We start from the raw sequence: 14,701 nt of genomic DNA on the forward strand, positions 1-14,701 counted from the left end.
GACTTGAGCGCATGCTTTCCTCGAAAGTATGCGCTTTTTTATGTCAGATACAAAAACGCTGTACGGACAACATTGAACCGAAGCCTTGGCTTTGTTTGAGTGGTTCTGAATTTTAAGGAAAAAAGGATCCAACATGTTGTCTTCTGCTTTCAAACTAAGCGCACTTGTGACTTTAATCGGTTTAGGGACTGTGGCATGTACCACTACACCTACTGAAACCAACACGATAGTCAAAGACGTCGATGTACACGCTGTTTCAACTACAGGTGTGGGACAAAAAATTGGCACCATTCGTTTTATTGATAGCCCTGTTGGTTTAGCAATTCAAACCAATTTGACTCAACTTCCACCCGGCCCACACGGTTTTCATATCCATGAAAAAGGTTCGTGTGATGTAGCTGAAAAAGAAGGAAAACCTGTGGCTGCTTTAGCCGCTGGGGGACACTTTAACCCAGAAAAAGCGCCAAACCACGGCACACCACTCAATGGCCATATGGGTGATTTACCAATCTTGAATGTCGACTCAGCAGGCAATGCAAAAGTCAATTTACTCGCTCCTCGCTTAAGTTTAGCCGACGTTGAAGGCTTAGCCGTAATGGTACATGCAGGTGGTGATAACTATTCAGATACCCCTAAACCACTTGGCGGTGGCGGTGACCGTATTGCGTGTGGCGTGATTAAATAAGGCTATCGCCTTTGCACTGTGAATAAAACAGTGTTCTGACCTCGTATCTGTGGATAAGTTTCGACTTATACACACAATGCAGCGGAGTCATGTTCCGCTGCATTTTTATTGTCATAGGTGAATTTCTGATGTGATGGACCACAGCATTAAATTGACAGTGCCCTGAAAAAAGTTCAGGCTAAAACCAAAATAAAACTAAGCCTAGACTATTACATCGTGAACAATCTTCGTCAGTGGTTTCAGTCCTTTCAGTCCAATGCAATTTTTATGTATTGCTTGCAAATTTTGATTGTGCTGAGTGGCACAACCTTAGGTTTATATTTTTTAGGACTACAACAGCTTATTGTTCCGACCACATTAGGTGCAATTGCAACAGCCCTGACCGACTTCGACGATAGGCTCAGTATTCGTCTCAGAAACCTTGCCTATGTCTGTATCTTGTTCTTTAGTGTTAGTAGCATTTTAGATTTTTTACATCCTTATAAATTCTTTTTCATCTTATATTTATCACTGTCTAGTGCTTGTTTTATTTTACTGGGGGCACTGGGGCAACGCTATGCAGCAATGAGCTTTGGTACCATTTTACTTTCCCTATACAGTATGTTTGGCCTAGGTGAATATTCGGCTTGGTACTTTCAACCCGGTTGTTTTATCTTGGGAGCATTGTGGTATGGCTGTACCGCTATTGTGTTTTATATTCTTAAACCCACCTTGGCCGTTCAGGACAACTTAACCCGCTGTTTTAATCAAGTTGCCGATTTGCTCAACGCAAAAGCACGTCTATTCGACCCAGACAATCGAGACAATGTAGAAGCGCTGCTCTATGATTTATCCTTACAAAACAGTACTGTGGTGCAAAGTTTTAACCACACCAAAAGCTCACTACTGACGCGACTAAAAGCATCTCGCGCCAACCAAAATACAATTTATTGGCTCAACCTCTATTTTCTCGTTCAAGACATTCATGAACAAGCCAGCTCTAATTATTTACACTATGAGCAGTTACATCAAAACTTTAGCCGAACTGATCTCATTTTTCGTATTCAAAAAAATATTCGACTGCAAGCCCTTGCCTGTCAGGCTTTGGCACGGTGTATTTTGAACAATCAAACCTATGTATCAGATCCAACGACCACTCAGGCGTTGCTGAATTTACACAGTTCCATGCAGGACTGGATTCGAGATCATCCACACAATATTGAAGTCAAAAACCTACAACTGATTTTAAATAATTTGGACAGTGTTCATGAACGTTTTCAGCACCTCAACGAACTACAATCGCGCCAAGAACAGCGTTATCAACAGCATATTGATAACCTCAACTTATATGATGATGATATCCATGATTGGCATGATCTGTGGCTCAAACTCAGTCAACATCTCACCCCCCAATCCGCACTGTTTCGACATGCGGTACGCATCGCCTTTGTCTTTGCTGTAGGTTATGGCATCTCGCTTCTGCCCTTTGCGCAACATGGCTATTGGATTTTGCTCACCAGTTTATTCGTTTGCCAAATGCGTTATTTTGCCACCAAAAGCCGCTTAAAAATGCGAACCTTGGGCACTATTTTGGGCGTTGTTTTAGGGATTCCGCTGCTGTATTTCGTCCCAAGTATTGAAGGACAACTGCTACTAACCATTATTTTTGGCGTGTGCTTTTTCTATCTCAGTTCCAAGAAATATGCCATGGCGACCCTGATGGCAACACTCATGGTACTGCTGATCTTTAATTTAAAAGGTGCAGGCTATGCCATTATTTTACCGCGAATTATAGACACCCTCATTGGTTGTGCCATTGCTTGGTTCGCAGTGAGTTTTATTTGGCCCGATTGGGACTTCCGCAATATTTCCAACACCATAAAAAAAGCATCCGATGCAACCCTCAACTATTTCAATGCCATCTGTGAACAATATCAACACGGCAAAAATAATAGTCTGGCTTACCGCAGTGCGCGTCGTACTGCGCATAATGCCCAAACCGAACTGGCGAACATGATTTCTAGTCTCAGTACCGAGCCCAATCCAAACCCAGAACTGATACATCATGCTTTTCGCTACTTGGTATATAGCCACAGTCAACTCAGTTATATTTCTGCTTTGGGAAGTCACCGAGAATTGGTGCAGGATACACAAGTGCTGGAACTCATGTTGTGGTGTCAAAATACGTTGAATCATGTACTGCTCCATCAGCAGGCATTAGCTGAACTCGACATCCAGCAAAAACTGGCAGAGATTAAACGCTTAAATGCGCAAGAAACAATGAATCAGAATTTACACTTGGTACTCAAACAAATCAGTCTATTACTGGAAACCTTGCCCGAATTGCTGAAGTTAAAAACTGAACTGCTGGCCCGAGATATTAAATAAAACGGATGACACAACAGCGATCTTTAAAAGCTTCATGATGTACGGGTGTATTGTGGTTCATTTTTATCAGGTTCTTGCGTACACTCGAGCTTCATTCTCATAGATTTTTTGACCATGAACATTCAGACATTACGTGTTGTAGGATTTTTAGAAGGGATTTCTTTTTTACTGTTGTTATTCATTGCGATGCCAATGAAATACATCTTTGATAACCCGATGCTAGTCAAATACGTGGGTATGGGGCATGGCGTATTATTTATCCTGTTTCTCATCGTGCTGTTTGTGGTCTGTGAAAAGCAAAAATGGTCTTTGAAGATGTTTATTTTAGGTCTGATCGCTTCAATCTTACCCTTTGGTCCTTTTGTGTTTGATACCAAAATTAAAAAATTAGAACCTGAGCAAGCTGAAGCCTGAGTTTAAAAACTGGCTTTAAAAAGGATTTTTTAAAGCAGTAATAAAAAAGCGCCCATTCAAATGAATGCGCGCTTTTTTATGATGTGAGCTTAGCGGAACTCAGTGAATAAAATCTTAGTAAACACCACGCTCAAGACGTTTTTGCATCACTTTTTTCACGGTCGCACGTGGAAAGCTAAACCATAACGCAATCAAAATGAGACAGACCAAACTGTAGGCCCAAAGACCAAATGCCACATAAGCCATGCGAACCAGTTCAATCACGAAGAAGAACGTAAACATCATCAGTACCGAAACGGCTGCAGCAACCGTCCCTTTGGACACTTCCGATGACATCAAAGCAAAGCGGTATAACACAGAAAAACTGATACCTTCGCCAAAGCTCACCAAAGTCATCCCCACAATCAGTAACGGCAAGAAATAGCTTTGGAAAATGGTGCCGAGCACCACCAACAGCGTACCGACGAACATCAAAGGTAAACCAATTAATACAGTTTTACCGAGTGCCATTTTGTCGATGACTTTAATCAGTACAATGTTGCCCAGAATGAGACCACCCAAGACGGGGAACTGCGCTAAGCCGTATTGCATACTGCTCAAGCCAAGTTCTTCCACCAAAATCACGGGTGACAGCGCAATCCACAGCATCAAAGGCATCGCGACCATAGGTAGGCCAAAGGTAAGCGCCAAAAAGGTCTTATTTTTATAGACCGTTTTATAGTCATCCCAAATATAGCGCAGCGGCTTTTTAGTATGACGCTGTTGTGTCGCAGGCATTTTGGCTTTTAAACCAAACCAACTTAAAAAAGCCAAAAAGGCGATGCCAATAAAGCCCCAATGCCATGACACATGGTCAATCATAAATGCGCCCACAACGGGACCAAGCAGCGGTGCCAACAAAGAAATATTGGCCATGAGTGCCATGACTTTAATAGCATCACGCTCTTCAAAACTTTCCTGTACTGCGGCATAACCCACTGCAGAAATCATCGATAGCCCCACGCCTTGTAAAAAGCGGAGCGCCAAAAAAGACTCAATATTTTGAGTGAGTAAAATCGCGAGGCAGGTCAGCACGAAAAATGCCACACCTGCGAGCAACACTTTTTTACGGCCTAAACGGTCTGAGAGTGGTCCAAGCAGCCACGCGACACAAGCACCGCCCAGTAAGTAAAAGGACATAGAGGATGGTGCCCACGCACTGCTTACTCCAAAGTCTTGGGTAATCGCGAGCATAGCAGGCTGGACTAAATCGTTACCGATATAGACCGAAAATTCGAATAAAACCAATGCCAAAGGAAACATCAATGTGGCACGGCTTAACTTTAAAGTTTGTACGTTTTGCATTGTTATCTACATATAAAATGCGTACAAGCCTGAGCAAAGTCAGTTAGAGGGAGAGACGACTAAACCCAATGGCAAGCACTGTAAAATTGAATAAAAAATGTATGGGTGCGAGAAATGCACACTGGTTTTACGCTGTATTCACAAAGCGTTTTTAGAAAAGGTGTTATTAAAATAGACTGAGCGGTGACACTGACAAAGCTCAGTTAAGCTATTTTAGCAGTGTTGCATCTGTTTGTATTGTTACTTTTTTAAGTTTCATCTGTCGCATTTGGTTTTGTATTAGGCGCAATAAAATGCCCTTGTTTTAAGTCCTCATACGCCTGTAAAACTTCGGTGAAGGTGTTCATGACAAAATAACCGCGTCCATAAATCGGTTCATTTAAAGGCTGCCCACTGAGTAATAAAAAAGCGCTGTCTTGTACCGCTTTTATTTCAAAGTCCTCACCATGATTGGACATGACTACCATCTGCTGTGCTTCTATCATTTCTCTGCTATTGAGCTGAAGACGACCACTACGAATATACAGCAGTGTCGTCTCACCTTCCGATGCAGGTAAAACTGTTTTCGTACCCGCTGTAAGCTGAACATCCAACACGTTCATAGGGCTATGCGTTTGAGCAGGCCCCGTCTGGCTTTCATACGTCCCTGCAATCACCCTGACCATTCCTTGAGCTTGCGCCAACTCAAGCTTTGGAATGGCTTCATGACTCAAGTGTTGATAACGTGCAGGATTCATTTTATCTTTGGCAGGCAAATTGACCCACAACTGGATCATTTCAAATGCCCCGCCTGTTTTGGAAAATGCCTCACTAAACACTTCTTCGTGCAGTACTCCAGCCCCTGCCGTCATCCACTGTACATCCCCTGCCCCAATCACACCGCCACCACCTGTAGAATCCTGATGGGCAAGCTCACCTTGGTAAACAATGGTTACGGTTTCAAAGCCACGATGCGGATGTTCACTCACGCCCTTTTTTAAGCGAGTTGGCTGTAAATAACTCGGGCCTATATGATCCAGCAATAGAAAAGGTGAAACCGAGTTCCCTAGTTCATAGTGTGAAAACACACAGACGACTGGGGCAAAGTCGCCAACAGCCGTCCGTGTACTTTCTGAGTGAATAAAGGCAAGGGTTTTCATTTTATTCTGCTTATCATTTGAATAATTTGATCATAGCCTACCAAACAACCCCGTTCGATAGGTTAGATGAGTTTCAGTGTTTTGAATTTAGGATGCTTGATCTACATCTGGGCTTTCTTGAGCAAAAAATTTAATTTCTGGGTTAGGCTTAAAGCAAAGCCATTTATTTTTCATCCATTGCTCAACTTTGTCTTTACCCAAAATTGCTAACAAATTATTAAGTAATGAAAATTTTGCAGTTTTATTAAAGTAATAAACAGTAACTCGAACATTCCGATCGATATCATCATTTAAACCAAATAAATCTAGAATGTAATCTTTATCCGAAATATCTAGTGAATGTCCCCAAATTGTTATTTCTAAGTTCAATTTACCCTCATTCTGCTTTGCCCTAATTCTTCTATTTAAATCATCACGATAATTGGATCTATTTTCACCCTTCAATTCATCTTTCAAAGCCAAAAGGCTTTGTTGCACAAAGATTTGAAATGCAAAGCGCCCCTAATTGAGCTAAATTTAAGGCGTAACTTGGGTAAGTGGTCGACCTAATTCCGTAAATCTGTTAAGGACTGCTACACGTGCATGGATTTCATTCACTTGGCTATCAAAACTCCTTGCGCTGAGTTTATCTCCTAATAATTTGATGCAATGCATCTTAGTTTCAACCAAACTTCGACGATGATAGCCTGACCATTTTTTCCATAGTGTCCTGCCTAAACGTTTAATTGTTCGAAGTAATTCATTTCGCTCTAGCGAGCTACTCTTTGTATCTTTCCATGGTTTCGCATTTTTTCTAGGTGGAATCACCGCATGCGCTTGCCGATCTGCAATGACCTCACGGCATTGCTTGGTGTCATAAGCTCCATCGGTATAAACACAGTTAATCTGCTCATCTTGTGGAATCTGATTAAGTAAATCACCAAGCACCTGTGAATCACTGACATTATTGGTTGTAAGCTGAACTGCTCGTATTTGTAGGGTTTTAGCATCTATACCAATATGAAGTTTACGCCATTGGCGACGATATTCAGGTCCATGTTTCTTGCATTTCCATTCGCCCTCACCTAGAAACTTCATGCCTGTAGAGTCCATGAGTAGATGCAGCCCATCGCTACTTTTTTGGTAGCTGATTACAATATCAATATGCTTTTGTCTTCTACAAAGCGTGGTGTACGAATATCACTGATATTCGTAGCTGCTCATCCGCAAAGTTTAATCAGACTTTGCACAAAGCCAGTGACCATACGTAAAGACAGACGGAGTAAGGATTTAATCATTAAGCAGCATTAGATGGCTGCATCGGAGTAGGTTTGATTTCGCCCTTATTTTGCCTTTTGATGGAGCATACCATTGCGTAGCAGGATCAAACCAAATGGCAATATTTCCGCGATGAACGAGTGCTCGGTTATATGCGGGCCAATTGGTTGTGCGGTAGATTTTATGTGTAGGCTTCTTCATTTGAAAATTATATCGCTGAAAAAGCCTTTACAGATAGGTTTGTGCAACAAAGCCAAGCCAAAATATCATCTTCATTTTCTAAAATATTATTTTTATATTCATCTAGAAATAAATAATCCGTATCTTTAAAAAGCTTCTGATGGTATTTGGTAAAACCATATGCTTTTAGCTTTTTCAAAGAATCATCGTTTAAATCTGATATCCCTAAAACTATATTTTGATCCTGCCCATAACTACCATGCAAATATTCAACTATGACTTCTTTATGAATTCGCTGGTAAGTATTTGTATAATTGAAAGAATAAATCTTATCTGGCACTAACCGTGCTTCTAAGTTAATACTCAAACTACAATTTTCAATTAGCTTAGAAACAATCAATTCTAAATATAGATTAAAGATGAAAATAAAATCATCCAACTGATTAACTAAAAAATTTAAATACATATCTTTAGAAAAACCATATTCAGGTTTTTCTTGCGAGATGAACCATAGAGAACCTATTTCCGCAAACTTCTCATCGGTCCAAAAATCGACATGCTGACCATAATTACTATTTTTGGCAAGAAGTCTCAAATTCATTAGGTGATTACATTCGAGTAATGAAAGATAATATTGTTCAGCAACTTTTTTCTGCTCTCCATTTTGAATTAAATGAATTGGAAAGTTACAATCACCAAACTCTTCAAAGCTTGATTCAACTTGGTTTAAAAATTTATTCACTGTATTCAGTGCATTTTCAATTTTGACTTCAAAATCAATCCAAGTTTTAACTTCTTTAACGTGATCTGAAAAGTAATGATACCAAACATTTTCTTTAAGCTTCTTTTGTAATTCTTCAACTTGTTCAACAGCTAAATTTATATTTTCAGTCTTATAGATTACTTTTGTTTTATCAAAAAAATAGCTTTCTTTCTCATATAAAGCACCAAACAGATCATCAAAATTCATGTCACCTTTTAACACATCCCAATTTTCTATTGCTTCCATTGCGACCATAAAATGGTCGTACTTCGTCGGCAAATAGTGCGACAAATCAAAACCGTTCCCAACAATCAAAATATTCATTTTTATAAAACCCCAAAAAGCAAAAAAGCGCATCAACCGATACGCTTTTTATGAGGTAGAATCGTCTACATTTCAACCATAAATCAAAGATTTATTATGCACACTTCGTTGTTTGGAAGTTTTTGGTATTTTTACCGCGCGCACATTGGTAAGAGGTTTTCGTCGCAGTTTTTTCCCAGTCGCCATCAACCAACTTAAAGTTATACACGGTACGCACCGACTTTACTGAATCATCTAACAAACCTGTTTCAGTCACTTTGACTTCTGCCGCAGTCGGGGACTCCACTGTATTAAAGTACTGGCGGATTTCAACCGTAGCTAACTCATTACGCAAATCTGGACGCTCTTTGAGTACCTGAGCCAACGGCGTATCTGACGAACCGACTTTATTCACTAACTCTTTGGTCGTCACACAACCTGACAATAATCCCACACATACGGCTGAAGCTAAAATAAGACGCAACATAAATCCCACCCAAAATTCATTATTTATCAATCCATCATGCCTTTTTTAGGCCTATTACACTATTTAGTAAATGTAATTCAGTCCCTTCAGCCATAAAAAAAGCGCATCACGGTGGATGCGCTTTTAAAACTCAATTCGAACTTAAAGGTCGAATAATTTACCTGGGTTCATAATGCCATTTGGATCGAAAACTTGCTTCAATGCCTTCATATATTCAATTTCTTCCGCCGAACGAGTGTAGTCAAGGTATGGCTTTTTGGTCATACCAACACCGTGCTCCGCAGAAATTGAACCGTCGTATTTTTTCACGGTTTCAAAGACATATTTATTCACCACCTGACATTTGGCAAAGAACTCATCTTTGCTTAAGTCAGCCGGTTTTAAAATATTTAAGTGTAAATTACCGTCACCAATATGACCGAACCAGCAGATTTCAAAGTCAGGGTAGTTACTTGCCACAATCGCATCAATTTCTTTAATAAATGCAGGTACATGAGTAATTAAGACTGAAATATCATTTTTGTATGGTGTAAATGGCGCAATCGACTCAGAAATGTCTTCACGTAAACGCCATAAACTTTCCACTTGATCGAGGCTTTGGCTCAACACGCCATCCAGTACCCAACCTTGTTCCATGCAGTGCTCAAAAATTTCCATCGCCTTGTCCATAATTGGCTCAAATGGCGCTTCAAATTCTAACAATACATAGAATGGACATTCGGTTTCAAATGGACGTTGTACATGACCATGTTCCAACACTTTTTGCATTGCCAGTTCACCAAAGAACTCAAATGCAGTCAGGTCAATTTTTGCTTGGAAAGCATGAAGTACAGGCATTACAGCATCAAAGTCAGGCACGCCCAATACCATTACTTGAAGGTCTTGCGGTTGGCGTTCCAATTTGATTTCAGCTTCAGTCACTAAGCCTAGTGTCCCTTCACCACCAATGAATAAATGTTGTAGTGCATAACCGGTTGCGTTTTTGATCATGCCTTTGTTCAAACGCAGCACATCACCCTTACCCGTGACTACAGTTAAACCGAGTACCCAGTTACGCGTCATGCCATATTTAATGACTTTAATACCGCCTGCATTGGTGCCAATGTTTCCACCAATTTGACTCGAGCCCGCAGAAGCAAAATCGACTGGGTAATACATGCCTTGCTCTTCAGCATAGTTTTGCAGCTGTTCAGTCACCACACCTGCTTGGACGCGAACCATACGGTCTGCTGGGAAGAATTCCAAGATTTGGTTCATCTTGTCCATGCTTACCACAATTTCACCATTGGCAGCGACTGCACCGGCAGATAAGCCAGTACGACCACCTGATGGTGTAATGGCAACATTGAACTCATTTGCAAGTTTCACAACCGCTTGCACTTGTTCCGTGCTCGATGGAAAAACGATGACTGACGGGTTTGGATCAAAATGTTTGGTATGATCGCGTCCCCAATTTTCAAGGCTATCCGCATCGGTTTTAATGCGGTTTTCACCTACAATTGCTGTCAATTGGGTCAATAACTCTGGGGTTAAAGCGACTGGAGCATTCATCGTTTTCAGACCTTGCAAGAAGTAAACAAGTTGTTTGTGGCGCTAGGGTTCTCTGCATGAAAAGCGCTTCATTTCAGTCTTTCCATGCCCTAAGGCTCAGGCAGTTCGTGAGGATTTAAGCAGCAGTGTGCAACTGGCTTATTTTCACGGAGTCATATTATAAGGCATTTTTTCTGTTTCCCGCAGAAAAAGCTGTTTTATTCAGGATACCTTTGAAATGATTAGTTTAATTAGACCAAAAAGACTTTTTTACGCACTATAGAGGCTAAAAATACCCAGCAGAGTCCGCATAAAGGAAATGTATATCGGGCGCGGTACGTGCTATTATATCGCCACTAAATTTGGCCTTTGTAGCGGAGCCGTAATGAGCCAACATCTTTCACTTCCTAAAGATAAAATTCGTTTCTTGTTGTTAGAAGGCGTTCACCAAAACGCAATCGACACACTAAATGCTGCCGGATACACCAACATCGATTATCGTAAAACAGCGCTTGAAGGTGAAGCGTTGAAAGAAGCGATTAAAGATGCACATTTCATTGGTATTCGTTCCCGTACACAACTCACTGAAGAAGTGTTTGAAGCAGCGAATAAATTAATCGCTGTTGGTTGTTTCTGTATTGGTACCAACCAAGTGAACTTAAATGCTGCGATGGTTCGTGGTATTCCAGTATTTAACGCACCATACTCAAATACACGTTCAGTGGCTGAACTTGTACTTGCTGAAGCTATTCTTCTTCTTCGCCGTGTCCCTGAAAAATCGACAGATACACATGCAGGCGGTTGGAACAAGTCAGCTGTTGGTTCGTTCGAAACTCGTGGTAAAACTTTAGGGATTGTCGGTTACGGTTCAATCGGTTCACAACTTTCTGTCCTTGCTGAAAGCTTAGGTATGAAAGTGATCTACTTCGACACAGTAACGAAACTACCATTAGGTAATGCACGTCAAGTCGGTAGCTTAAACGAACTTTTAGCCAATGCTGATGTCGTTTCTTTGCATGTACCTGATGTTCCTTCTACACGTAACTTCATGACCAAAGAAAAATTTGCACAAATGAAAGAAGGTGCAATCTTCATCAATGCTGCACGTGGTACATGTGTCGTGATTGAAGACTTAGCAGATGCCTTGAAATCAGGTCATGTTGCTGGTGCTGCGGTTGACGTGTTCCCGAAAGAACCAAAAGCCAATGGTGAAGAGTTCATTTCTCCACTACGTAATATTCCAAACGTGATCTTAACCCCTCACGTGGGTGGTTCGACTATGGAAGCTCAAGCGAACATTGGTTTAGAAGTGGCTGAGAAATTCGTTTCTTATTCAGATAAAGGCATGACTTTATCTGCGGTGAACTTCCCAGAAATCGCGTTACCATTGACCGAAGGCAAACACCGTTTACTTCACATCCACAAAAACGTGCCAGGCGTGTTGTCAAAAATCAACAACTTGTTTGCTGAACACGGCATCAACATTTCTGGTCAGTCTCTCATGACCAAAGGTGATGTTGGTTACTTGGTGATGGATGTAGACGCAACAGCATCTCAAGAAGCTTTAGATACTCTACAAGACGTTGAAGGCACAATCCGCGTTCGCGTATTGTTCTAATTCGACTCTATTTAAAAACCACAGCTGCCAAGCTGTGGTTTTTTTATTTTTGAATACTTGTTAAAATTTTATGTGCGACCCAAGCACATTCTCCGCTACTTTTTCCAAGTATTCACTTCCCTATCTAGTATTCCAATAATGCCAAATCTAAAAAGTACTCCCCACCTCCAAGCGACCTTTTTATTGCTGATTGCAATGCTTAGCTTGCAAAGTAGTGGTTCACTGGCCAAAGTTTTGTTTGATCAATTTCCCATTTTAACTGTTTCCGCCATGCGCTTGCTGTTGGGATCAATCATCTTGGCCGTGCTGTTTAAAATTTGGCAGGTTGATTTTAAGCAAGTCAAATATAAAGCCATTCTCAGCTATGGTTTTGCTTTAGCAGGTATGAACCTATTGTTTTATTTATCCATTGCTCGCCTGCCACTCGGCATTGCAGTGTCGTTTGAGTTTATTGGCCCGCTCAGTGTTGCGCTGTTTTATGCCAAACAACGCTTTGACTTTGTTTGGGTCGGGCTGGCTATTTTAGGCTTGGTTTTACTTTTTCCTTTCGACCAAGCAGCTCAACCTTTAGATCCTCTTGGGATCGCATTTGCCCTAGGTGCAGGTGCATGTTGGGCCTTGTATATCGTGGCGGGGCAGCGCCCATCGGGTGTTTCGGGCAACCATACCGTGTGCTTGGGCATGTTTGTCGGCATGCTGATATTAATGCCGCTTGCCCTATTCAGTGGTTTACCCACAAATGTGTTTGAACCCTCAAACCTGATTTATTTCGTGGCTTTAGCAGTTTTAGCCAGCGCTTTGCCTTTTAGCTTGGAAATGATTGCGCTACGCAATTTAACCGCTCTAAGTTTTGGAACGCTCATGAGCCTTGAGCCTGCCATTGCAGCACTATCTGGTTTTGTCTTTCTAGGCGAGCAACTATTGTGGTCACAGTGGCTTGCACTTAGCGTGATTATCATGGCATCTATTGGTTGTACCTATACAGCTCAGAAAAACCGCCAAGCTACAGTTTAAACGATGTAATCCAGAGTTTGAATTTAGCTTTTAAATCCAACGGCTCTATCGATTACTTTTAAATTCATGTCGTTGCATTTCAAAAAATCAGCTTATTCAGCATCCAACTTGGGTTGTGAATCGTTATACTAATCCACCTTCTTAAAATAACAGGTCGCCATGACCTGATGTGTGCATGATGCCTAATTCTCAACTGATGGCAGTGATGTTCATGGTCTTGTCCATGCTGTCCTATCAAATCAGTGCTTCTTTTGCCAAGCAGTTGATTGCCATCCTTGACCCGCTAACCGTGGTGACCCTTAGACTGTGCTTTGCGGCAATTTTAATTGTGCTGATGTTCCGCTCATGGAGCATCATGAAACGCCTACCGCATTTAAAGTGGAAAGATTTACTCAGCTACACGGCAGCCTTATGCCTCATGAATATTTTATTCTACGCTTCGCTGGGTAAACTGCCGCAAGGTATTGCCGTCGGTTTAGAGTTTTTAGGTCCTTTAACTTTAGCGCTACTCTCGATTAAACAACGTCGTGATTATATCTGGGTCGGATTAGCGATTTTAGGCATTGCACTGATGGTGCCGTGGCATCAAGCGAATGCAACCAACTTCTCTTTCTTAGGTGCTGCATTTGCGGTTTCAGCGGGTGCGTGCTGGGCGCTGTATATTTATTTTGGGCAAAAAGTCGTCCGTCAAAATATCGGCATGCATGCCCTCAGTATTGCTATTGTGATCTCAGCCTTGGTGCTACTGCCCATTAGCGCCACGCATAACCCTACAGCGCTAATGCAAACGGAATACTGGCCCAAAGCCTTATTGATTGCACTACTCGCCACAACCATTCCCTATGCTCTAGACCTCATGGCGTTGAAACGTTTAAGTAAACTCAGCTATGGGACGCTTTCAAGTTTGTCACCGGCTTTAGCAGCCTTGGCAGGTTGGTTACTACTGAAAGAACAAATTAGCATGTGGCAAACGTTGGCGCTGGTTTGCATTATGATTGCCTCTGTTGGGGTTACCTTTAGAGCCAAACAGCAAAGTGATGACGCGATTTAATCACAAAAGATGGCACTCGCCATCTTTTGTTTAAAATGGACTTAAACCAAACTGTCTTTTTCAATTTTTTTGTACTTTTTGTATTCCTGCTGATACTGCTTGGCGAGCGCAGTCTTTTGAGCATCGAGTAAAATTTTTCCGGCTTGCTGAAAAAAACCATGCTCCTCTTCTTGTAAGTGATGATGTACAGTATCCGATAATTTTTTTGCAATTGCCAACCAGCCCGGATTGGAGAACTCCGTCTCGGTCAATTGTTCCAATAACTCATCCATTTTATGGTGTTCTGCCAAAGCATGGCGGGTAATGTTAAGACCCGAATCAGTCATCATTAAAGGGATATAAAAATAACGGTCTTCTGCCACAGCATGGGCAAATAATTCATTTTTAAGGCGTTCAAATAGCTCACGGCGCTCAGGCGTATCCCCTGAAGTTTGGAGTAGTCGTTCAGCCAAATTTCGTTGTATAACGTGACTTTCTCTTAAGGCTTCAAATATATTCATTCTATGCTCCAGTTCAGTTCAACTTAAAACATCATTTTTTATTGAAAAG

At 41.4% G+C, this 14,701-nt stretch carries 13 protein-coding genes and 1 pseudogene; 6 read left to right on the plus strand and 8 right to left on the minus strand.

Annotated elements, in window-relative coordinates:
• Positions 1–133: 133 nt before the first annotated feature.
• The 3 genes from sodC (at position 134) to HUK62_RS16185 (ending at position 3,466) form a co-directional block, all read left to right on the plus strand.
• Entirely contained in the window at positions 134–685 is a 552-nt protein-coding gene (gene sodC / locus HUK62_RS16175) for a superoxide dismutase family protein (protein WP_062032308.1), read from the plus strand.
• Between the two features lie 216 nt (positions 686–901).
• Positions 902–3,052 carry a YccS family putative transporter gene (gene yccS / locus HUK62_RS16180; protein WP_176538355.1) on the plus strand — a complete coding sequence of 717 codons (2,151 nt, stop codon included), beginning with the start codon at positions 902–904 and terminating at the stop codon, positions 3,050–3,052.
• Between the two features lie 114 nt (positions 3,053–3,166).
• Positions 3,167–3,466, plus strand: a complete 300-nt coding sequence (locus HUK62_RS16185) for a DUF3817 domain-containing protein (protein ID WP_094148677.1) — start codon at positions 3,167–3,169, stop codon at positions 3,464–3,466.
• Positions 3,467–3,580: 114 nt separating this feature from the next.
• Here HUK62_RS16185 and HUK62_RS16190 read toward each other — a convergent pair whose 3' ends face one another.
• The 7 genes and pseudogenes from HUK62_RS16190 to HUK62_RS16220 form a co-directional block, all read right to left on the minus strand.
• Positions 3,581–4,810: an MFS transporter gene (locus tag HUK62_RS16190; RefSeq protein WP_176538356.1), complete on the minus strand. Its 1,230-nt coding sequence runs from the start codon at positions 4,808–4,810 to the stop codon at positions 3,581–3,583.
• A gap of 248 nt (positions 4,811–5,058) precedes the next feature.
• Complete coding sequence (locus HUK62_RS16195; RefSeq protein WP_176538357.1) at positions 5,059–5,949, minus strand: pirin family protein; 891 nt, start codon at positions 5,947–5,949, stop codon at positions 5,059–5,061.
• Between the two features lie 87 nt (positions 5,950–6,036).
• Positions 6,037–6,426 carry a hypothetical protein gene (locus tag HUK62_RS16200; protein ID WP_176538358.1) on the minus strand — a complete coding sequence of 130 codons (390 nt, stop codon included), beginning with the start codon at positions 6,424–6,426 and terminating at the stop codon, positions 6,037–6,039.
• A gap of 39 nt (positions 6,427–6,465) precedes the next feature.
• Positions 6,466–7,407 (minus strand): annotated as a pseudogene (locus HUK62_RS16205) (IS5 family transposase).
• Between the two features lie 7 nt (positions 7,408–7,414).
• Positions 7,415–8,506: an AbiH family protein gene (locus HUK62_RS16210; RefSeq protein WP_176538359.1), complete on the minus strand. Its 1,092-nt coding sequence runs from the start codon at positions 8,504–8,506 to the stop codon at positions 7,415–7,417.
• A 61-nt stretch (positions 8,507–8,567) separates the two neighbouring features.
• On the minus strand, positions 8,568–8,939 hold the full coding sequence (locus tag HUK62_RS16215) for a hypothetical protein (RefSeq protein WP_176538360.1): 372 nt from the start codon (positions 8,937–8,939) through the stop codon (positions 8,568–8,570).
• A gap of 141 nt (positions 8,940–9,080) precedes the next feature.
• Positions 9,081–10,490 (minus strand): FAD-binding oxidoreductase, encoded by a 1,410-nt coding sequence (locus HUK62_RS16220; protein WP_176538361.1) that lies wholly within the window; start codon positions 10,488–10,490, stop codon positions 9,081–9,083.
• A gap of 364 nt (positions 10,491–10,854) precedes the next feature.
• On the opposite strand from HUK62_RS16220, the gene serA reads away from it, so the two are divergent.
• The 3 genes from serA to HUK62_RS16235 all read left to right on the plus strand — a co-directional run bounded on the left by serA (position 10,855) and on the right by HUK62_RS16235 (position 14,152).
• On the plus strand, positions 10,855–12,087 hold the full coding sequence (gene serA / locus HUK62_RS16225; protein ID WP_004691438.1) for a phosphoglycerate dehydrogenase: 1,233 nt from the start codon (positions 10,855–10,857) through the stop codon (positions 12,085–12,087).
• A gap of 138 nt (positions 12,088–12,225) precedes the next feature.
• Positions 12,226–13,101 carry an EamA family transporter gene (locus HUK62_RS16230; protein ID WP_005401326.1) on the plus strand — a complete coding sequence of 292 codons (876 nt, stop codon included), beginning with the start codon at positions 12,226–12,228 and terminating at the stop codon, positions 13,099–13,101.
• 178 nt (positions 13,102–13,279) lie between these two features.
• Positions 13,280–14,152 carry an EamA family transporter gene (locus HUK62_RS16235; protein ID WP_005401327.1) on the plus strand — a complete coding sequence of 291 codons (873 nt, stop codon included), beginning with the start codon at positions 13,280–13,282 and terminating at the stop codon, positions 14,150–14,152.
• A gap of 41 nt (positions 14,153–14,193) precedes the next feature.
• Here HUK62_RS16235 and HUK62_RS16240 read toward each other — a convergent pair whose 3' ends face one another.
• Positions 14,194–14,652 (minus strand): hemerythrin domain-containing protein, encoded by a 459-nt coding sequence (locus HUK62_RS16240; RefSeq protein ID WP_176538362.1) that lies wholly within the window; start codon positions 14,650–14,652, stop codon positions 14,194–14,196.
• Between the last annotated feature and the right edge of the window lie 49 nt (positions 14,653–14,701).

It is taken from the genome of Acinetobacter sp. NEB 394 (genome assembly GCF_013374795.1).
GTDB classification, from domain to species: domain Bacteria; phylum Pseudomonadota; class Gammaproteobacteria; order Pseudomonadales; family Moraxellaceae; genus Acinetobacter; species Acinetobacter johnsonii.

Excerpts from the sequence above, each read along its gene's own strand:
- HUK62_RS16190 (WP_176538356.1), bottom strand. The coding sequence starts at position 4,810 with ATGCAAAACGTACAAACTTTAAAGTTAAGCCGTGCCACATTGATGTTT.
- HUK62_RS16185 (WP_094148677.1), top strand. The coding sequence starts at position 3,167 with ATGAACATTCAGACATTACGTGTTGTAGGATTTTTAGAAGGGATTTCT.
- HUK62_RS16220 (WP_176538361.1), bottom strand. The coding sequence starts at position 10,490 with ATGAATGCTCCAGTCGCTTTAACCCCAGAGTTATTGACCCAATTGACA.
- HUK62_RS16210 (WP_176538359.1), bottom strand. The coding sequence starts at position 8,506 with ATGCGCTTTTTTGCTTTTTGGGGTTTTATAAAAATGAATATTTTGATT.
- HUK62_RS16235 (WP_005401327.1), top strand. The coding sequence starts at position 13,280 with ATGCCTAATTCTCAACTGATGGCAGTGATGTTCATGGTCTTGTCCATG.
- HUK62_RS16230 (WP_005401326.1), top strand. The coding sequence starts at position 12,226 with ATGCCAAATCTAAAAAGTACTCCCCACCTCCAAGCGACCTTTTTATTG.
- HUK62_RS16240 (WP_176538362.1), bottom strand. The coding sequence starts at position 14,652 with ATGAATATATTTGAAGCCTTAAGAGAAAGTCACGTTATACAACGAAAT.
- sodC (WP_062032308.1), top strand. The coding sequence starts at position 134 with ATGTTGTCTTCTGCTTTCAAACTAAGCGCACTTGTGACTTTAATCGGT.
- HUK62_RS16215 (WP_176538360.1), bottom strand. The coding sequence starts at position 8,939 with ATGTTGCGTCTTATTTTAGCTTCAGCCGTATGTGTGGGATTATTGTCA.
- serA (WP_004691438.1), top strand. The coding sequence starts at position 10,855 with ATGAGCCAACATCTTTCACTTCCTAAAGATAAAATTCGTTTCTTGTTG.
- HUK62_RS16195 (WP_176538357.1), bottom strand. The coding sequence starts at position 5,949 with ATGAAAACCCTTGCCTTTATTCACTCAGAAAGTACACGGACGGCTGTT.